We start from the raw sequence: 17,136 nt of genomic DNA, 5'->3' as shown, positions 1-17,136 counted from the left end.
GGCTGACAGATGTTCTTTGCCGCTAGCCTCGCCCTCCTCGCTGCCATGCTGCTGATGCTTGTGCGCTTGTTTGCAGGTCCAAGTCTTTATGACCGTGTGCTGGCCCTTAACGCCTTCGGCACGAAGACAGTGCTGCTGATCGGTCTGGTTGGATTTGTGACCGACCGGCCGGACTTCATGGACATTGCGCTCCTCTATGCACTGATCAACTTCGTTGGCACGATCGCCGTTCTGAAGTTCTTCCGCTACCGGGCGCTGGGCGACATTGATCAGGATGTGCCCGCCGAGCCGGACGGTTCTTCAAAGCCGGAGGCCTCTCAATGATTGAAATGGCCCTCGATATCGCGACAGGTGTTTTGCTCGCGGGTGGAAGCTTCTTCCTGCTCGTCGGGTCAATCGGCGTCCTGCGCCTGCCCGACTTTTATTCGCGCATGCATGCCGCCGGGATAACCGACACACTTGGCGCGGAACTCATTTTGCTGGGGATGATGCTGCAGACCGGTTTCAGCCTCATCACAGTGAAAATAGTCGCCATCGGCTTTTTCATGTTCTTCACCAGCCCGACATCCACCCATGCTGTGGCCAATGCGGCCTGGACGGCAGGACTGCGGCCGCTGCTGGGCAAGGACCTGAAAGAAGGCGACGCCGGCGGCAAGGATGGGGGTGCCACATGAGTGCGCTCATCATCGACCTTGTGCTCTTTACGCTGCTGGTGGCCGTGGCCATCCAGATTGTCCGGCTGGATCATCTGTTTGTCGTGACCATGCTGTCGGGCGTCTTCAGCCTACTGACAGCCAGCCTCTTCATCACGCTTGATGCACCGGATGTGGCCTTTACGGAAGCCGCCGTGGGTGCCGGCATCTCAACAGTCTTGATGCTGGGAACACTTGCGCTCACATCGCAGATTCAAAAACCTTCCAAGCGAACTCAGATTGTGCCCCTGCTGGTGGTCGTCGCCACCGGCATGGCGCTGATCTATTCAACCTTCGACATGCCGGTATTCGGTGATCCGCAGGCACCCTCACAGACCCATGTCGGGCCCTACTACATCACCAAGACACCTGAAGAGATCGACGTGCCCAATATTGTCACCGCCGTCCTCGCGAGCTATCGCGGCTTCGATACTCTGGGCGAAGTCGTCGTTGTGTTCATGGCCGGTGTAGGTGTGCTGGCTCTGCTGGGCCACAAGCCGGTGAGACGCGCCGTCGCTGCGCGGGCGCAGGCGGCAAATCGTCGGGAGGAAGATGAATGAACCATCACATCGTCCTTCGCGTCATCACGAAGATCCTGATTGCGCCAATCATTCTGTTTGGCCTGTACGTTCAATTCCATGGCGACTTTGGCGCCGGGGGTGGCTTTCAGGCCGGCGTGATTGTTGCTGTTGGATTTATTCTCTACGCGCTGATCTTTGGTCTGCGCACAACACAGCAGGTCATGCCGCTGTGGGTGGTGCGAACAGCGGCCTGCTTTGGCGTGCTGATTTATGCGGGCGTCGGCGTCTACACCATGCTGCGCGGCGGCAACTTCCTCGACTATGACTATGTGGCAGCTGACCCCATCGGCTATGCGGTTGCCGGGCAACATCTGGGCATCCTGCTGATTGAAGCAGGCGTAGGTCTGACCGTGGCCGCTGTCATGGTGCTTGTGTTTTACGGATTTGCAGACGCGGCAGGTCCAATCGACGACAAGGACTGGTAGGCCATGGAAGATAGCCCCATCCTCGAATTCGTACTTGGCCGTTACAACTACTGGCTCGTCATCGTGTTGATGATGGTGGGTCTGTATGTCGTTGTGGCCCGTGGCAACCTCGTCAAGAAGCTCGTCGGCCTGAACCTGTTTCAGGTGTCCGTGTTTCTGTTCTACATCTCCGTTGGCAAGGTCACGGGCGGCACGGCCCCGATCTATGTCGATGATCCCAATGCGTTGTATTCCAATCCCCTGCCCCACGTTTTGATCCTCACCGCCATTGTGGTGGGTGTCGCGACGCTGGCCGTTGGATTGAGCCTCGTTATCCGTATTCAGCGCGCCTATGGCACCATTGAAGAAGATGACATTCAGGCCGCGGATGCTGGACGTGATGTCTCACCCCGTGCCGGTGGCGAGAGCGGAACATCCGCAAGCGGAGGCGCTGCTTGATGATGGACTTCATCATGTATCACCTGCCTGCGCTGCAGGTGGTCGTGCCGATGCTGGCGGCACCTATCTGCCTGCTGATGATGCGCGGCAACCTTGCTGGTCTCGTGGCGCTCGTGACAGGCATTCTTTGCTTCATCATGTCACTGTTGCTGTTGCAGCAGGTCATCGTCAGCGGACCAATCTCCTATCAGTTGGGCGGCTGGGCACCACCCTTTGGCATTGAGTATCGTGTGGATGCGATGAATGCCTTTGTGCTGGTGATCGTTGCGGCGACCAGCGCGCTGGTTCTGCCATTTGCGCGTCGCTCCATACGCGCAGAAATTGAACCCTCCAAACAGGCGCTTTTCTACACGGTCTTTACGCTGTGCCTGACGGGCCTTCTGGGTGTCACGATTGCGGGCGATGCCTTCAACGTCTTCGTGTTTCTCGAGATTTCATCGCTCTCGACATATGTCCTTGTTGCCATGGGCGCACGACGGGACCGCCGCGCCCTGACCGCGGGCTACACCTATCTCGTGATGGGCACCATCGGCGCCACCTTCTATGTGATCGGACTGGGGCTGCTCTATCAGGCAACCGGCACCCTCAACATGGAAGACCTGGCTGTGCGGTTGCAGCCACTGGGTGAACTCACCAGCGTTCGGGCGGGCTTCGCCTTCATCATGGTTGGTCTGGCACTGAAGCTGGCCATGTTCCCGATCCACGCCTGGCTGCCCAACGCCTACACCTATGCGCCATCCGTGGTGAGCATCTTTCTGGCGGCGACGTCCACCAAGGTGGCTGTGTATGTGCTGCTGCGCTTCATGTTCACAGTGTTTGGGTATGACTTCCCGGTCGTTGAGCTATCGCTCTCAACCGTGTTCCTGCCCTTGGCGCTGGTCGCTATGTTCGTGGCTTCCGCGGTTGCGGTATTCCAGACTGACTTCAAACGTTTGCTCGCCTACTCGTCTGTGGCCCAGATCGGCTACATGGTGCTGGGCTTCTCCATGGCGAGCGTCACCGGCCTGACGGCAACCATGGTGCACCTGTTCAACCACGCCGCCATGAAAGGCGTCATGTTCATGGTCGCAGGTGCCGTAGTCTATCGTGTGGGCTCAACAGCCGTCACCAGCTTTGCAGGCCTTGGCCGACAGATGCCGTGGACCATGGCGGCGATGGTCGTGGGCGGTTTGTCGCTGATCGGCGTGCCCCTGACGGTCGGCTTCATTTCCAAGTGGTACCTCATCCTCGGTGCCCTTGAGACCGGCGACTGGATCATCGCTTTCATGATCGTGGCGAGTTCACTCATCGCTGTCATCTATGTATGGCGGATGGTTGAGATGGCCTATCTCACACCTGCTCCTGAGGGATCAAAACCCGTGCGCGAAGCTCCATTGTCCATGCTGCTTCCCATGTGGACCCTTGCGCTTGTGTGCGTCTATTTCGGCATCAATGCGGAGCTGACGGCCAGTATCGGCCAGACCGTGGCTGAAACACTTCTCAATGGTAGCGTTGATGCTGCGACCAGCATCATTCCTCTTGATGGTGTGGTCGAAGGAGTGGCGCCATGACCTTGCTCACTCCCTTAGGCATCGATTTTGGCACGGCGATGCTGATTGCCGTTCTGCTCCCCATGGCCGGTGCGGTGCTTTTGGTGCTAGCCGGTCGTTGGCCCAATTTGCGTGAAGCCGTCACGCTGACAACCGCTGTTGCGCTCTTCATCACTGTTCTGCATCTGCTGGGCGGATATCTGGCAGGTGAAGCGCCACGTCTTGTGCTGTTTGATGTGGTGCCCGGCGTGCCCATTGCCTTCAAACTGGAACCGCTGGGCGTCATCTTCTCGCTGGTCGCCAGTGGGCTTTGGATTGTGACGTCGCTCTATGCCATCGGCTATATGCGCGGCAACAAGGAAGAAAACCAGACACGCTTCTATGCCTGCTTTGCCATTGCGCTGGGCGCAGCCATGGGCATTGCGCTGGCAGATAACCTGCTGACGCTTTTCATCTTCTACGAAGTGCTCACGCTCTCAACCTATCCGCTGGTGGCCCACAAGGAGACACCGGCAGCACGACGTGGTGCACGCATCTATCTGGGCATCCTGTTGGCCACATCCATCGGCCTCCTGCTCCCCGCCATCATCTGGACCTATGCGGTTGCTGGCACCGGTGACTTCCAGGTCGGCGGCATCCTTGAAGGCAAGATCGACGAAGCACTGCTGCCGATCCTGCTGGGCCTTTACATGTTCGGCATTGGCAAGGCGGCGCTCGTCCCCATTCACCCGTGGTTGCCCCATGCCATGGTGGCACCGACACCAGTATCCGCATTGCTGCATGCCGTGGCCGTTGTGAAAGCCGGTGTGTTCACGGTTCTTAAGGTGACCGTCTATGTCTTCGGCACGGACTTTCTGTCGTCTACGGACGCCAGCGTCTGGCTGATGTGGGTGGCTGCGTTCTCGATTGTGTTTGCCGGCATCATTGCGATGACGAAGGACAATCTGAAAGCGCGGTTGGCCTACTCGACCGTCAGTCAGCTGTCTTATGTGACGCTTGGGGCCATGCTCGCGTCAGGCTATGGCGTCACGGCCGGTGCCCTGCAGATCATGATGCACGCGACGGCCAAGATCACCCTCTTCATGTGTGCCGGTGCCATTTACGTCGCCACGCAAAAGACCGAGCTGAGCCAGATGGATGGTCTGGGGCGCAAAATGCCCTGGGTGTATGGCGCCTTTACCGTAGGTGCCCTCGCGATCATCGGCATACCGCCTCTGGGAGGTGACTGGGTGAAGCTTTACCTGGTGATGGCCGCGACGGATTCGGGCGAAAAATACATCATCTATCCTCTGATCCTCGCCTCGCTTCTGTCCATTGGCTATCTGTTGCCGGTCGTTGCCCGTGGCTTCTTTGGCAATCTTGGTGACCGGGCAGAGCCAGCATCCCAGTTCAATGAAGCCGTGCCCGTGGAAGAGCGCATTCGTGCACCACGGCTCACCGTCATTGCGCCTGTGATTACCGCCGCCTTGTGTTTCCTCACCCTGTTCCTCGTTGGGCCGCTCAAAGAGCTGATTGCGCCCATCATTGGCGGCCACTAGGGAGGCTGATTGATGTCTGACAAACCAAATGGCTTCTGGGGCTGGGCGCTGACCAAACAGGCGGACCGCAACATGCTGGTCTTCATTGTGATCCTCTGCGTGCTGTTGGCCGCGGCAGGACTTGTGTTTCCATCCAACGGTCTTCCGTTCATTTCCGACATTCCGTTTGGCGCTGCCGTGGCTTCGTTCGCCGCAGCGCTGGTCGCTGTTGTCGCTACCTGGCCGCTGCGCTTTTTGCTGCGCCGCCGGATTGGCTATTACAGCGGGAAGGATGACACCCAATGAGCATGGGTCCCGATATTTTTGGTGGAGCGCTTGATGGACTGTCGCCTGGCTTCCTGCTGATCCTTGCCGGTCTTCTGGCAACGCTGCTGCCACGCGCGACACGTCCATTTGTCTCTGTCGCAGCGCCGCTCCTCGGCCTTGTGCATCTGCTGGCCCTGCCTGCCGGACCCGGTGGGATGGTCGAGATGCTCGGCATTTCCATCGCGACGTTTGATATCACTCAGCCGGGCTTTGCCATCGCGGTCAGCTTTCTGGCAGCGGCGACCATCGCCGGCATCTTCAACTGGCATGAGCGCGCAGGCCTGCCCGTGGCTGCCGGGCTGATTTACACAGGCTGTGCAACAGGCGCGGTGCTGGCAGGCGACCTGCCCAGCTTCTTCATCTTCTTTGAAATCTCCTCCATCGCGGCCGCCTTCCTGATCTGGTCCGGCGGCACCAGCCGCTCACTGGGCGCAGGCATGCGCTTTGCCGTTGCCAATATTCTGGCCGGTGTCTTGCTGCTGGAAGCGTTCCTGCTGACCTACAAGGTGACCGGCAGCATTTCCTTCTTTGTGGGTGACCTGAGCACGACCGCCGGCGTTTATCTCATTCTCGCGCTTGGCATTCGCTCGGCTTTTCCAGTGCTGCACGCATGGCTGACAGATGCCTATCCGGAGTCCACGCCGGGCGGCACCGTTCTGCTCAGCGTCTTCGCTGTGACAACATCCGTATACGCATTGATGCGCTTCCTGCCAGGTGAGCAGCTGCTGACCTTCATCGGTCCTGTGATGATTGCCTTTCCGGTCTTTCTTGCGCTCCTCGCCAACGATCTGCGCCGGGCGCTGTGCTACGGCCTGATCAGTCAGGTGGGCCTTGCCGTCACCGCAGTTGGCATCGGCACACCCGAAGCCCTTGCGGCCGCCACGACACTCGCTGTTGCCAACATCTTTGGCTTCCTCTTGATGTTTATGGCCATTGGCGCGGTTCTGTTCCGCACCGGCACCGCTTCTGCTGCCAGCCTTGGCGGCCTTGCTGCCCAAATGCCGTGGACGGCAGGTTTCGCGGTGATTGGTGGCCTGTCGGTCGCGGGTCTTCCGATCCTCGCGGGTGGCACCGCCATTCCCGCGCTCCTGACATCCATCTGGACCAATTCAGGTCCCTATGTGGCGGCGCTGGCCCTGTTCGGCGTGGCCGGTGTTTGGGCCCATGCGGGCCTCCGGGTACCCGCTGCGGCCTTCTTCGGTGAGCGTCAGGAAGAGCACACTGTTTCGGACGCGCCTCTGCACATGCGTCTGGCCATGATGATTGGTGTGCTGGGCTGCGTTGGCATCGGCTCCATGCCCTATTGGGACAATGTGGCCTTTGATGCGGCAGGTCTTGTTCTGCACATGCAGGGACTGGCTTTCTCGCTGCTGGTTTTCGCCGCTGCTCGGGCCTGGGGACTTCTGCCACGCGACGAGGCATCCGCCCTCATCGACGTGGACTGGCTCTATCGCCGTCTTGGACCGGCAATTGTGGCTACCGTCATGTCGGTTACGTCTGCGGCCTATTCGGCGTGGCAGAACTTTGTGAGTGCTCGCCTGGTAGGGACCTTCCGCGCCATGTTCACGGCCGCAGGACCACAGACCAATGTAGCCGCCACATGGGGCACCGGACTGAGCGTCCTGTGGGTTGCCATTCTTCTGGTAGTGATGTTGCTGGTCAGCTACGTCTGACCCGCGACACCGCGAATCCGGTAAGCCTGCTACTCAGCATTCATCCCGACAAAGACCCCCAGCGGGCCAACTGTCACCTGACCCGCATCGTGGCCAGCCTTGCCTAAGGTCAGCTCTGGGGAGAGGACAGCATTGGTGTCGATGGTTGCGTCTTCATCGCCAAAATTGAACACGCACGTCATGGTCTGAGCTCCGTCACTTCGGGTGAAGGCCAGCACGTCGTTTGACGTTTCAAGCAGTGTGATGTCACCGGTCTGCAAAACCGGGTGCGCCTTGCGCAGAGCAATCGCTTGCTTGGAAAACGCCAGTGTCGAGCCAGTGTCTGCTTCCTGAGTGCTGACTGACAGGGCGGGATGCTCCGGCCCAACGGGCAGCCACGGCTCAACAGTCGAGAACCCCGCATAGCGGACGTCCGGCGCCCACGGCATGGGAGAGCGGCACCCGTCCCTGCCCTTGAAGTGTGGGAAATACAACGTGCCGAACGGGTCCTGTATCTGCTCGCGGGTGACATCAATGTCGTCGAGACCCAGCTCTTCGCCCTGATACATCAAGGCCGTGCCGCGCAGGCACATGAGGAGCGCCATGCCGAGCTTGGCGACCTGCGCCTTGTCACGGCCCTTGGACCAGCGTGTGACGGGCCGGGCCACATCGTGGTTGGAAAAGGTCACACACGGGAACAGGTCTTCCACCGGTCCGGCGATGCGGCTGTAGTAATGATCAAAGACCGAGCGCTCGAGGTTGGCAGCATCCAACAGCGTGAATGTGTATGCGGTGTGTAGCCGGTCGTCGCCGCCCGCATATTGGCCGAGGATCTTCTCACCTGCGGCAAACTCGCCAAACACCAGTCGATCTTCATAGCTGTCCACCACGTCGCGGATGCGGGTCATGATGGCGACGTTTTCCGGCTGGTTCCAATCATGGTCATGAAACTGCAGGCGGGCTGGGTGGCTCCAGGAGAGGGCTGAGCGCTTCTCCTTGGGAACGGGTGTGTTGTCCCCAAGGGAGGCGTCGTGCACATAGGAATTGGCAACATCAAGCCGGAACCCGTCCACGCCCTTGTCGAGCCAGAAACGCAATACGTTCAGCACCGCCTCAACCACATCGGGATTGTGGAAATTCAGCTTGGGCTGCGTCCGCAGGAACTGATGGAAGTAGTATTGCCGGCGCAGGGGGTGCCATGACCATGAAGCCCCGCCAAAGGCTGCCAGCCAGTTGTTGGGCGGTGTACCGTCTTCGCGTGCTTCGGTCCACACATACCAGTCGGACTTGGGGTTGTCCTTTGACGTCAGGCTCTCCTGAAACCAGGCATGCTGGTCGGACGTGTGGCTCAGGACCTGATCCAGAATGACTTTCAAACCGCGCGCATGGGCTTCTTCAAGCAGCGCATCGAATGCAGCCATACCCCCCATGGCCGCATCAACATTCACATAGTCGGCAACGTCATACCCAAAGTCATTGTTTGGTGACGGGTAGATCGGTGATAGCCAGATTGCGTCCACGCCAAGAGAGGCAACATAGTCGAGCTTGCGCCGAATGCCTTCAAGATCACCAACGCCGTCCCCATCCGTGTCCATATAGCTGCGCGGATAGATCTGGTAGACGACGGCACCTTGCCACCACTCGCTCATGTTCGTTCTTCCCCATCGCGTACACGCAAATCACTCGTTTGCGTAGAATTGAAGTCGCGTTAACCTGCCTCAGTCATTTCCCAATGCAAGGCCTTTTTCGTGACCGACAAACGTATCGCCATCCTGACCGACGCCACTCACTTTGTAGGCGATGCCATCGCAAAACGATTATCCAATGACGGCTATAGGGTCTTTGCCGTCGATCCCGTGTTTTCAGACGCAGACAAGCGATCTGCCTTTGAATCTTTGGCGGGAAACATAAGCGCCCTCACCCAACACAGTGCTGCGGACGTCGTAGAACATGTGATGGGCAAGGAAGGTCAGATTGACCTTCTGGCCAGCAATGATGCTTACCCCGCCATCCGCGCGCCACTTCAGGACATTGCCTCCGATGTTCTGCGCGACACCCTGGAAGCATTGGTCGTGAAGCCTTTTGACTTTGCGTCCCACGTTGCAAGCCACATGAAGGCACGCAAGGAAGGCAAGATTGTTTTCCTCACTTCGGCTGCCCCGCTGAACGGTCTGCCCAACTACGCCATGTATTGCGCCGCGCGCGGTGCCATGAATGCGGCAGTAAAGGCACTGGCCAAGGAGCTGGGTCCATCCAATGTGCAGGTCAATGCCATTGCGCCTAACTTTGTAGCGAACCCGGACTATTTCCCGCCTGACCTGATGGCGGACCCGGACAAGGCACCCAAGATTCTCAGGAACATTCCTCTTGGCCGCCTCGGCAAACCCGAGGAGGTGGCCGCGATGGTTGCTCAGCTGGCCAGCGAGGATGGCGGGTTCTTTACCGGTCAGGTGATTGCCGCGTCCGGCGGGTGGGCCTAGATGCTCCGTGCTGATCACATACAGCAACTCGCGAGCAAATGGCTCGATGCGCGTGGTGATCAGTTGATGCCGAAAGCGTCCCAGCTTGGGCCGTTCCAGATGCGCCCCTTTCTGCCCAACATTGCAATGTATCGGAAGGCACCGGAGGGTCGTTACAAGGTGACCCTGCAGGGAACCGGTCTGGTTGAGGCATTCGGGTTTGATGCTACGGGTAGGTTTCTGGACGAGGTTTATCCCGATGATGTGTATGCCGAACTTAGCGCCTTCTATGAGTTGCTTTTCAACAATCAGTACATCAGCCACTCAGTTCGGGTTTATGAACGCAAGGGAACAGGCGCCCTCGTTACAATCGAGCAACTCATGGTGCCACTGAGCGATGAAAATGGTGCGCACGATAGATACGTGCTGCTGGCCTACAACGTTCCCCTGCCCCAGCGACCGCGCAGCGATCCCAATCGGACCATTGCTCTGGGCAGCCTCGAAGAGCGCACCGTGTACCACCCCGAAACGCTGCTGCCCGTTGCATGCTTTGCAACTACGCCAAGAGACGCCGCGCAGATGCGGGAAAAGCTCACAGCGTTTAAGGGGTGACCGACCCGACATATGATCATAACGAGTTATTCACCAGCCAGTTCTACTCTGCGTTGCAACACCAAATGTAACAAGCGCAAGTGATGCTGCACTCGGACGATTCAAAACAGGCACTGCAGGCGTGGCTCAAAGCTCGCGGCGACGCATTGTTTCCCACGACCTCGCAGTTCGGGCCGTTTCAGATGCGCCCGTTTCTCCCTAACATTGTCATGATCCGCCGTATGCCCGACCTTACCTATCGGATAACGCTGGTAGGCACGGCTCTGGTGGAGTCGTTCGGTGCAGACGCGACCGGGCGCGAAGTCAAAAATGCATATCCTAGTACGCAACATGACTTGCTGGAGCGGTTCTACGAGCACATCTTTAAGCATCACAACCTTACCCAGTCACTGCGCGCCTATCACCGACGCGACGGCACTGCGGTTCTCATTGAACAGTTCATGATGCCGGTGGGGAACGAGGACGGTGTTCATGATCGCTACCTGCTCTTGATGAACGACACACCGATGCCGGAGATGCCCCTTACCGAACCACGTAAAGATATTCTGGTTGGGGAACTGCAACGCCGAACCGTCTACGACCCGCGCACATTGCTGCCCGTAGATTGCGAGCTGACCACGCCTCGTGATGCCGAGGCGATGGCTGAGCCATTGGTCGCCATGACACCAAGCTGAGCGCGACAGGATTAGTTGTGGGGAAGCAGCGCCGACAGCGTTGGCCCGGCTTCCGTATTCAGGACAAGATCTGCAATCTCATCCAGTTCGGTTTCTTCGCGGTTGAGGATGACCAGCCGGGCGCCGTTTTGCTTGGCAATGATCGGAAACCCTGCAGCGGGATACACAACAAGCGATGAGCCAATGGCGATAAACAGATCGCACTCCAGGGTGGCTGCTTCTGCTCGCAGCATTTCTTCCTCCGGCATGCTTTGACCAAACGAGATGGTTGCCGTCTTCAGAATGCCATTGCACTTGCTGCAGGGTGGCGGGAGCCCGTCTTCTTCAAAGCCTGCACGCACGAACTCGATTTCATGACGCCCGCCACAATCCAGGCACTTTGCATAAGTCGTATTGCCGTGCAGTTCGACGATACGGTCATCGGGAATGCCTGAATCCTGATGCAGATTGTCGATGTTCTGGGTAATGACCGACGTGACCTTGCCGCTTTGCACCAGCCGAGCAATCGCCATGTGACCGGCATTGGGTTCAGCATTGGTGAAGGTGTCATCCATGTTGAATTTCCGCTGCCAGGCTTCAATACGCATGGCTTCAGAAGCCATGAAATCCTGAAAGTAGATCGGCTTATTCTGTGTCCACAGCCCACCCGGACTGCGGAAGTCAGGGATGCCGGATTCAGTTGAAATACCAGCGCCGGTAAAGACGACAACGCGCTTTGCCTGATCCACATAGTCCTTGAGTGTCGTTGCCATTCTTTAATCCAACTGCGTGATATCTTGCGTAAATATGTGCTTTGACCCTAGCCCAGCCTTGGGCAATCATCACGGTCAAATGCTGCCCGGCATCTCGGGCGCGAGCGCTTTTTAATCTGCCGCGAAGAGAGACGAAATGAAATACCTGCACACAATGGTTCGTGTCCGTGACCTGGATGCTTCCCTGGCCTTCTACTGCGATCATCTTGGGCTGGAGCAGCGCGGCCGCTTTGACATCGAGGATGGGCGTTTCTCGCTCGTGTTTCTCTCCGCGCCCGGCGACGAGTCAGCCCAGGTCGAACTGACCCACAACTGGGATGACGAAGAGCTTGGCGAAGGACGTAACTTTGGCCATCTGGCTTATGAAGTCGATGACATCTACGCGATCTGTGAAAAACTTCAGGCGTCAGGCGTAACAATCAACCGCCCGCCACGCGATGGGCGCATGGCCTTTGTCCGATCACCGGATAATGTATCTGTCGAGCTGCTGCAGAAAGGCGCCTCCAAGGAACCCGCTGAGCCATGGGCATCCATGGAAAATGTTGGTCATTGGTAGGACCATCTGCATGACCTCCAGCATGGCCCGTATCCTGACTGTCTGCTGGGTGGCTATTGGCGCCATATGGGCGGCTGCCCATGCCACGGGACATGGTGAAACCCTGTCGATATCTGCCCGCGCCCAGACATCCCCGGACCCACGGGAGACGGGCGCTGAAGTAGTGCGCCGGCGTCAGGCGGAACAGGCCGAAAAAGAAGGCCAGACACTTACCGGCGAGTACTGGACCCCCTTTGAGCTTGCCAGCGCTGGCCGGTGTAACGAAGCTGTGGAAGATCTTCAGCTTCTGGCCAATCGAGGCCGCGGATATGAAAACGCGCAGCATGCCCTGGGCCTGTGCAAGATCCAGTTAGGCCAGGAAACCGAAGGAAGAAACTGGATAGAACGGGCCGCGCAGGCCGGATTGGCGGATGCGCAGGCATCGCATTTGCGGGGCTACCTGTCCGGCGGCACCGACTATCACCCTCATCATATCGCCGCAAAATGGCTCTATCTGTATCAAACCAATCCATTGCGCCTGGCCATCGGCACTGAAAACGCGCTGGAAACAACCGACATGCAAACGATCCGTAAAAGTATTCCGCGTACAGAATACCTCAAGGGTGTTCAGGCGGCTCGAAACTGGACGCCCGTTTTCTGGACTGAAACCACCCAATCATCGTCTGATTAAGAGGATTCCCATGGCTCGCTCTTTGACCAACGACAGCACACGCTATGGAATTGTGGCTATCACCCTGCACTGGCTTATCGCGCTGGCGGTCATTGGCCTCTATGTCATTGGGTCCATCATGGAGGACATGAAACCTTCCCTCCAGCAATTTGAGCTGTATCAGCTCCACAAGTCCTTTGGCATCACGGTACTGCTGTTGACAGTGGTTCGGCTGGTCTGGCGGATCGCGAACCCGCAACCTGGCTTGCCGCCGGGCATGCCTGCCTGGCAGAGGCTGGCAGCAAAGGGCACACATTGGGGCTTTTATACTCTGCTGCTTGCAGCACCTTTGGCTGGCTGGGCCATGGTTTCTGCTTCAAGCCTCAATATTCCCACAGTCATATTTGGTGTTTTCACCCTGCCCCACATCGAGGCCATCGCCAGCTCCACTAACAAGCAGGCTCTGGAGGGCTGGTTTGGAGATGCGCACGAACTGGCAGCCAATGGATTGCTGGCCTTGTTCATCGCCCATGTGGGGGCGGCCTTCTATCATCACATAAAGTTGCGTGACAGCGTCCTACTCAAAATGCTTCCCGTGTCGGAAGCTGCGTTTCAGGAACGACTGGAAAACGAAAAAAGGACGAGTTCATGACCCCCGTATCGATGCTCAAGACATTTGGCGTGATGGCAACCGCAACGCTACTGAGCATTCTTCCTGCGCAAGCGGCATCCTGGACCATAGACAAAGGCAACAGCACTCTGAGCTTTGAAGCGCAGGTGTTTGGTTCAGCCGTGCCCGGCACGTTCGGGGATTGGACAGCCGAGATTGTGTTCGATGAGGACGCTCTGGATACCTCGCAGGTCTCTGTCGTCATCAATATGAGCAGTGCGGACACAGGCGATGCAGCACGCGACGGCAGCCTCAAGGGGGCAGAATGGTTTGCTGTTGAAGAGCATCCAGAGGCAACGCTCACCAGTACAGCATTCCGCTCGCTGGATGATGGCCGCTTTGAAATGGATGCCGATCTCACCATGCGTGGCACGACCAATCCCATCACCCTGCCCTTTACGCTGACTGAAGCATCAGACGGCGTGGTGGCAACGGGCTCAGTGACCGTGAACCGGACGGACTACGGTGTTGGTCAGGGCGACTATGTGGGCGGCTCAACGGTCGGGCTTGATGTGGTCATTTCAATTGATATTGCAGCGACGCCGGAAGCCGGGGCTGACCAAGAAGACTAATCAGGTCGCACACTTGATGCAGCTGGCAGCTTTGGGATCAAGCTCAAGACGTCTTCGGGCGATGGGTTCATCGCAATTGACGCAATAGCCAAAGTCTCCTGCATCAAGACGCTTCAGCGCGGCCTCTATTTGAACCAGCGCCAGCTTGCGGCGATCGTCCACAGCCTTGGCCATGGCCTGGACCTGCATGGCGTCCATACGCGACAGTCGCCCAACGCTTTGCTGGTCTAGTGTGACCGGCGCCCGATCTGCGTCGGATGCTTCCTGTTGCTGCACAAGCTCATCGCGCTCTGTTTCAAGTTGTTGCCGGAAATCTGCGAGGGCCGCGTCAGTTAGTTCCGTCATCTTCGATCTTGAGAGCATCCATGGTCGCCTGATCAGGCAAGCCATATCCAAGATCGATCACCACGCCGTCCTTCCAACGTGTTCCGATCATGCTCTCCTCCCTTTCCTGCCCATAGGACACTGGTGTCTGGGAGGAATGCAAACCGAGGGACAGATAGGGCGCACAACCGCTGCCGGTGTCCAGCGGGAGGGCTATCGATTCAGCTCGGACGGTCACGCCTGATGAGTAATCGTTCTCATAGACAGAAAACGTCCCGCACGGCAGCTCGGTTACGATTGAGACACCAAGGTCAATGCGGGAGCGTTCTGTCTGTCCCAGATAGTTCAGGAAGTTATGCCCGGTCAGGTCAGCACCCATGCGCTCGGCCACTGCTGTTCCCATAAGCCGGTAAATCACTGACATCGGAGCCAGACGTTCCATGATGGTGACATCGGGAAGCAGTTTGGCCAGGCGGCGAAGGTCAAGATCACTTCTGGTCGGGGCAACTTTGTCGCCGCGGACATCTTCGTAGATCTGCAGAAACTCGCGCAGCCGGTCAGGTGCATCAGACAAGGCAAGAGCAGGCTCATAACACTCAAGAGTGTTTGAGGGGCCTTGACGCGATTCTGCTGCTACGGCTGACATGACGGCCAATGGGTCTGATTGATCAAGACACCAAAATGGCCGGAAAAAATGAAGAAATGGAAAAGTGAAGAAATGGTACGCCCTAGGGGAGTCGAACCCCTCTTTCCAGGTTGAAAACCTGGCGTCCTAACCGATAGACGAAGGGCGCACATATCCGCGCGTTGTTGCGCTGCGGAGAGGTTAGGTACACTGCATATGGGACGTATTCAAGTACCCAAAGTGGCAAATTTTGCGACTTTTTGGGCTGATTGTGGGCTGGAGGCCTCACGTGGCCGGTGCCGCATCCTCAATATGCAACTCAACGGCGTCTCCACCCCGCCAGGTGTCCCTTTTGAGCCGTCCGGCAGCATGAATACGCTCGTCAGACGCCGCCAATAGCGCCTGTCCCAGAGGCTGATCCGCACTTCTGAAGGCCACCGCCTTGAGATTCTTGCCACTGGAGCCTTTGAGCGTGACCCGGACATGCCCACTGCCGACAACGTCTGCGAAGGCCACACGGGCGTCTGATATGGCAATCCGCGGTTCGGGGTTGCCTGACCCATAGGGGCCTGCCTGGGCAATCATGTCGACCAGAGACGCATTGGCCCCGCCGCACGAAATGGCGCCATCCAGCGTCAGTCCCATGCTCGCCTGAGCCTGATCGACGCTCTCAGCCAGGTCTTTTTCCAAAAAATTGCTCAGTTCCGGGACTTTATTGGCCGCTACCGTCAGGCCGGCCGCCATGGCGTGGCCGCCGCCATTGACCAGCAGGTCGCTTTCCAGCGCCCGAACCACCGCAGCGCCCAGATCAACGCCCGCAATCGAGCGGCCTGATCCCTTGCCCAGACCATTTTCATCCAGGGCAATCACGATCGCCGGTCTGTTGGTGCGCTCCTTGATGCGGGCCGCCACAATGCCGATGACGCCGGGATGCCAGCCTTCACCGGCGACAATGCCCACAGGCCGGTCCGCCAGCTTGTCCCGCTCGACAATGCCCATGGCGTGCTCAAGGACGTCAGCCTCAATGGCCCGACGTTCCGCGTTCAGAACATCCAGACGTTCGGCAATCTGAGCAGCCTCAGCGGGATCATTGCTGGCCAGCAATTTGGCCCCCAGACCGGATGCCCCGATGCGTCCTCCCGCATTGACCCGGGGGCCAAGCATGAAGCCTGCGTGATATGGCGATGGGGCCCCTTCCATCTTGGAGACAGCGCCAAGGGCCATAAGGCCCACATTGCCGCGCTGCCCCATGACTTTAAGGCCCTGGGTCACAAAGGCTCTGTTGACGCCCTTGAGGGGCACCACGTCACACACGGTGCCAAGCGCTACCAGATCAAGCCACTGGGTCAGTTTCGGCTCAGGACGGCTGTCTCCGAAGAAGCCTCGCTGCCGCAGCGCCCGATTGGTGGCCACCGCAAGCATGAAGGCGACGCCAACAGCGGCGAGTTGCCCCAGTCCCGACGAGCAATCAAGACGATTTGGATTGACGACAGCCCATGCCGGCGGCAGCTGCGGGCTCGCCTTATGGTGATCGATCACTAACACATCCAGCCCGGCCGACTTTGCTTCTTCGAGCGCTGTATGGGCCATGGTGCCACAATCAACGGTGATGACAACGCGCGCGCCCTCCTCAGCCAGTAGCCGCATGGCAATGGGGTTGGGGCCGTAGCCTTCCTTGATACGATCTGGGATGTAGATGCGCGGCTTGACGCCAAGTGCAGTCAGATAGCGCTCAAGCAAGGCGCTGGAGGTTGCTCCGTCTACGTCATAATCTCCAAAGACCGCAACCGGCTCTTCATTGGCGATGGCGTCTGCCAGACGCGACGCCGCTGCATCCATATCCACCATGGTGGATGGATCAGGCAGCAGCTCACGCAATGTAGGTGCAAGGTAAGTGGGCGCTGTATCCGGCGTCACGCCCCGGGCGGCAAGAATGCGCGCCAGAAAGGCATCGAGGCTCATTGCCTGTGAAATGGTCTCGGCAATGCGCTCGTCCGCAGGCCGCAATGCCCAGCTGCGACCAGAGTAAGACCGGGCCACGCCAAGGTAAGGCGTAGGCCCGGTAGAAGCGTCGGTCACTGG

At 58.4% G+C, this 17,136-nt stretch carries 21 protein-coding genes and 1 tRNA gene; 16 read left to right on the top strand and 6 right to left on the bottom strand.

The window, feature by feature from the left end; translation table 11 throughout:
* Positions 1-9 precede the first annotated feature (9 nt).
* The 9 genes from ABXH05_RS11695 to ABXH05_RS11655 are packed head-to-tail and all read left to right on the top strand — an operon-like array spanning position 10 to position 7,182.
* Positions 10-324 carry an MrpF/PhaF family protein gene (locus ABXH05_RS11695; protein ID WP_353561166.1) on the top strand — a complete coding sequence of 105 codons (315 nt, stop codon included), beginning with the start codon at positions 10-12 and terminating at the stop codon, positions 322-324.
* A complete protein-coding gene (gene mnhG / locus ABXH05_RS11690) occupies positions 321-674 on the top strand; it encodes a monovalent cation/H(+) antiporter subunit G (RefSeq protein ID WP_353561165.1) in 354 nt (117 codons plus the stop codon). The genes ABXH05_RS11695 and mnhG overlap by 4 nt, the downstream gene beginning before the upstream one ends.
* A complete protein-coding gene (locus ABXH05_RS11685) occupies positions 671-1,252 on the top strand; it encodes a DUF4040 domain-containing protein (protein WP_353561164.1) in 582 nt (193 codons plus the stop codon). The genes mnhG and ABXH05_RS11685 overlap by 4 nt, the downstream gene beginning before the upstream one ends.
* The gene (locus ABXH05_RS11680; protein WP_348140655.1) at positions 1,249-1,698 is read left to right on the top strand and encodes a Na(+)/H(+) antiporter subunit B; all 450 of its coding nucleotides are present in this window, start codon (positions 1,249-1,251) and stop codon (positions 1,696-1,698) included. Before ABXH05_RS11685 ends, ABXH05_RS11680 begins: the two co-directional genes overlap by 4 nt.
* Before the next feature lie 3 nt (positions 1,699-1,701).
* Positions 1,702-2,136, top strand: coding sequence for a cation:proton antiporter subunit C (locus tag ABXH05_RS11675; protein ID WP_348140657.1), 435 nt, complete (start codon positions 1,702-1,704; stop codon positions 2,134-2,136).
* The gene (locus ABXH05_RS11670) at positions 2,136-3,686 is read left to right on the top strand and encodes a monovalent cation/H+ antiporter subunit D family protein (protein ID WP_353561163.1); all 1,551 of its coding nucleotides are present in this window, start codon (positions 2,136-2,138) and stop codon (positions 3,684-3,686) included. Before ABXH05_RS11675 ends, ABXH05_RS11670 begins: the two co-directional genes overlap by 1 nt.
* On the top strand, positions 3,683-5,203 hold the full coding sequence (locus ABXH05_RS11665; RefSeq protein WP_353561162.1) for a proton-conducting transporter transmembrane domain-containing protein: 1,521 nt from the start codon (positions 3,683-3,685) through the stop codon (positions 5,201-5,203). The genes ABXH05_RS11670 and ABXH05_RS11665 overlap by 4 nt, the downstream gene beginning before the upstream one ends.
* Positions 5,204-5,215: 12 nt before the next feature.
* Positions 5,216-5,488: a hypothetical protein gene (locus ABXH05_RS11660; protein WP_348140663.1), complete on the top strand. Its 273-nt coding sequence runs from the start codon at positions 5,216-5,218 to the stop codon at positions 5,486-5,488.
* Complete coding sequence (locus ABXH05_RS11655) at positions 5,485-7,182, top strand: proton-conducting transporter transmembrane domain-containing protein (RefSeq protein WP_353561161.1); 1,698 nt, start codon at positions 5,485-5,487, stop codon at positions 7,180-7,182. The genes ABXH05_RS11660 and ABXH05_RS11655 overlap by 4 nt, the downstream gene beginning before the upstream one ends.
* A 29-nt stretch (positions 7,183-7,211) precedes the next feature.
* Here ABXH05_RS11655 and ABXH05_RS11650 read toward each other — a convergent pair whose 3' ends face one another.
* Entirely contained in the window at positions 7,212-8,810 is a 1,599-nt protein-coding gene (locus ABXH05_RS11650; RefSeq protein ID WP_353561160.1) for an alpha-glucosidase family protein, read from the bottom strand.
* 99 nt (positions 8,811-8,909) lie between these two features.
* Here ABXH05_RS11650 and ABXH05_RS11645 point away from each other — a divergent pair, with 99 nt between their 5' ends.
* The 3 genes from ABXH05_RS11645 (at position 8,910) to ABXH05_RS11635 (ending at position 10,906) form a co-directional block, all read left to right on the top strand.
* Entirely contained in the window at positions 8,910-9,641 is a 732-nt protein-coding gene (locus ABXH05_RS11645) for an SDR family oxidoreductase (protein WP_353561159.1), read from the top strand.
* On the top strand, positions 9,642-10,232 hold the full coding sequence (locus ABXH05_RS11640) for a PAS domain-containing protein (protein ID WP_353561158.1): 591 nt from the start codon (positions 9,642-9,644) through the stop codon (positions 10,230-10,232).
* A gap of 83 nt (positions 10,233-10,315) precedes the next feature.
* The gene (locus tag ABXH05_RS11635) at positions 10,316-10,906 is read left to right on the top strand and encodes a PAS domain-containing protein (RefSeq protein WP_353561157.1); all 591 of its coding nucleotides are present in this window, start codon (positions 10,316-10,318) and stop codon (positions 10,904-10,906) included.
* A gap of 11 nt (positions 10,907-10,917) precedes the next feature.
* Here the strand turns inward: ABXH05_RS11635 and ABXH05_RS11630 are convergent, their stop codons facing one another.
* The gene (locus tag ABXH05_RS11630) at positions 10,918-11,658 is read right to left on the bottom strand and encodes an SIR2 family NAD-dependent protein deacylase (RefSeq protein WP_353561156.1); all 741 of its coding nucleotides are present in this window, start codon (positions 11,656-11,658) and stop codon (positions 10,918-10,920) included.
* A gap of 136 nt (positions 11,659-11,794) precedes the next feature.
* Here ABXH05_RS11630 and ABXH05_RS11625 point away from each other — a divergent pair, with 136 nt between their 5' ends.
* From ABXH05_RS11625 to ABXH05_RS11610, 4 genes are read left to right on the top strand one after another with little or no spacing between them, the layout of a single operon-like run.
* Positions 11,795-12,214 carry a VOC family protein gene (locus ABXH05_RS11625; RefSeq protein ID WP_353561155.1) on the top strand — a complete coding sequence of 140 codons (420 nt, stop codon included), beginning with the start codon at positions 11,795-11,797 and terminating at the stop codon, positions 12,212-12,214.
* A gap of 10 nt (positions 12,215-12,224) precedes the next feature.
* Entirely contained in the window at positions 12,225-12,884 is a 660-nt protein-coding gene (locus tag ABXH05_RS11620; RefSeq protein WP_353561154.1) for a hypothetical protein, read from the top strand.
* A 10-nt stretch (positions 12,885-12,894) separates the two neighbouring features.
* Positions 12,895-13,515: a cytochrome b gene (locus ABXH05_RS11615; RefSeq protein WP_353561153.1), complete on the top strand. Its 621-nt coding sequence runs from the start codon at positions 12,895-12,897 to the stop codon at positions 13,513-13,515.
* Positions 13,512-14,105: a YceI family protein gene (locus ABXH05_RS11610; protein ID WP_353561152.1), complete on the top strand. Its 594-nt coding sequence runs from the start codon at positions 13,512-13,514 to the stop codon at positions 14,103-14,105. The genes ABXH05_RS11615 and ABXH05_RS11610 overlap by 4 nt, the downstream gene beginning before the upstream one ends.
* Here ABXH05_RS11610 and ABXH05_RS11605 read toward each other — a convergent pair whose 3' ends face one another.
* The 4 genes from ABXH05_RS11605 to recJ all read right to left on the bottom strand — a co-directional run bounded on the left by ABXH05_RS11605 (position 14,106) and on the right by recJ (position 17,133).
* Positions 14,106-14,450, bottom strand: a complete 345-nt coding sequence (locus ABXH05_RS11605; RefSeq protein WP_353561151.1) for a TraR/DksA family transcriptional regulator — start codon at positions 14,448-14,450, stop codon at positions 14,106-14,108.
* Positions 14,434-15,003 (bottom strand): PAS domain-containing protein, encoded by a 570-nt coding sequence (locus ABXH05_RS11600; protein WP_353561150.1) that lies wholly within the window; start codon positions 15,001-15,003, stop codon positions 14,434-14,436. The genes ABXH05_RS11605 and ABXH05_RS11600 overlap by 17 nt, the downstream gene beginning before the upstream one ends.
* A gap of 145 nt (positions 15,004-15,148) precedes the next feature.
* A tRNA-Glu gene (locus tag ABXH05_RS11595) sits at positions 15,149-15,223 on the bottom strand.
* Positions 15,224-15,339: 116 nt separating this feature from the next.
* On the bottom strand, positions 15,340-17,133 hold the full coding sequence (gene recJ / locus ABXH05_RS11590) for a single-stranded-DNA-specific exonuclease RecJ (RefSeq protein WP_353561149.1): 1,794 nt from the start codon (positions 17,131-17,133) through the stop codon (positions 15,340-15,342).
* Positions 17,134-17,136 lie beyond the last annotated feature (3 nt).

The sequence above is a fragment of the Pyruvatibacter sp. HU-CL02332 genome (assembly GCF_040362765.1).
Taxonomy (GTDB): domain Bacteria; phylum Pseudomonadota; class Alphaproteobacteria; order CGMCC-115125; family CGMCC-115125; genus Pyruvatibacter.
Note: the sequence above shows the minus strand (reverse complement) of the source record. Positions and strands in the feature narration are given on the sequence as shown.

Bases quoted from the DNA above. Each gene is read 5' to 3' on its own strand.
- ABXH05_RS11625 (WP_353561155.1), top strand. From the start codon at position 11,795: ATGAAATACCTGCACACAATGGTTCGTGTCCGTGACCTGGATGCTTCC.
- ABXH05_RS11685 (WP_353561164.1), top strand. From the start codon at position 671: ATGAGTGCGCTCATCATCGACCTTGTGCTCTTTACGCTGCTGGTGGCC.
- mnhG (WP_353561165.1), top strand. From the start codon at position 321: ATGATTGAAATGGCCCTCGATATCGCGACAGGTGTTTTGCTCGCGGGT.
- ABXH05_RS11630 (WP_353561156.1), bottom strand. From the start codon at position 11,658: ATGGCAACGACACTCAAGGACTATGTGGATCAGGCAAAGCGCGTTGTC.
- ABXH05_RS11665 (WP_353561162.1), top strand. From the start codon at position 3,683: ATGACCTTGCTCACTCCCTTAGGCATCGATTTTGGCACGGCGATGCTG.
- ABXH05_RS11655 (WP_353561161.1), top strand. From the start codon at position 5,485: ATGAGCATGGGTCCCGATATTTTTGGTGGAGCGCTTGATGGACTGTCG.
- ABXH05_RS11695 (WP_353561166.1), top strand. From the start codon at position 10: ATGTTCTTTGCCGCTAGCCTCGCCCTCCTCGCTGCCATGCTGCTGATG.
- ABXH05_RS11650 (WP_353561160.1), bottom strand. From the start codon at position 8,810: ATGAGCGAGTGGTGGCAAGGTGCCGTCGTCTACCAGATCTATCCGCGC.
- ABXH05_RS11670 (WP_353561163.1), top strand. From the start codon at position 2,136: ATGATGGACTTCATCATGTATCACCTGCCTGCGCTGCAGGTGGTCGTG.
- ABXH05_RS11605 (WP_353561151.1), bottom strand. From the start codon at position 14,450: ATGACGGAACTAACTGACGCGGCCCTCGCAGATTTCCGGCAACAACTT.
- ABXH05_RS11610 (WP_353561152.1), top strand. From the start codon at position 13,512: ATGACCCCCGTATCGATGCTCAAGACATTTGGCGTGATGGCAACCGCA.
- ABXH05_RS11615 (WP_353561153.1), top strand. From the start codon at position 12,895: ATGGCTCGCTCTTTGACCAACGACAGCACACGCTATGGAATTGTGGCT.
- ABXH05_RS11675 (WP_348140657.1), top strand. From the start codon at position 1,702: ATGGAAGATAGCCCCATCCTCGAATTCGTACTTGGCCGTTACAACTAC.
- ABXH05_RS11635 (WP_353561157.1), top strand. From the start codon at position 10,316: ATGCTGCACTCGGACGATTCAAAACAGGCACTGCAGGCGTGGCTCAAA.
- ABXH05_RS11680 (WP_348140655.1), top strand. From the start codon at position 1,249: ATGAACCATCACATCGTCCTTCGCGTCATCACGAAGATCCTGATTGCG.
- ABXH05_RS11660 (WP_348140663.1), top strand. From the start codon at position 5,216: ATGTCTGACAAACCAAATGGCTTCTGGGGCTGGGCGCTGACCAAACAG.
- ABXH05_RS11620 (WP_353561154.1), top strand. From the start codon at position 12,225: ATGACCTCCAGCATGGCCCGTATCCTGACTGTCTGCTGGGTGGCTATT.
- ABXH05_RS11640 (WP_353561158.1), top strand. From the start codon at position 9,642: ATGCTCCGTGCTGATCACATACAGCAACTCGCGAGCAAATGGCTCGAT.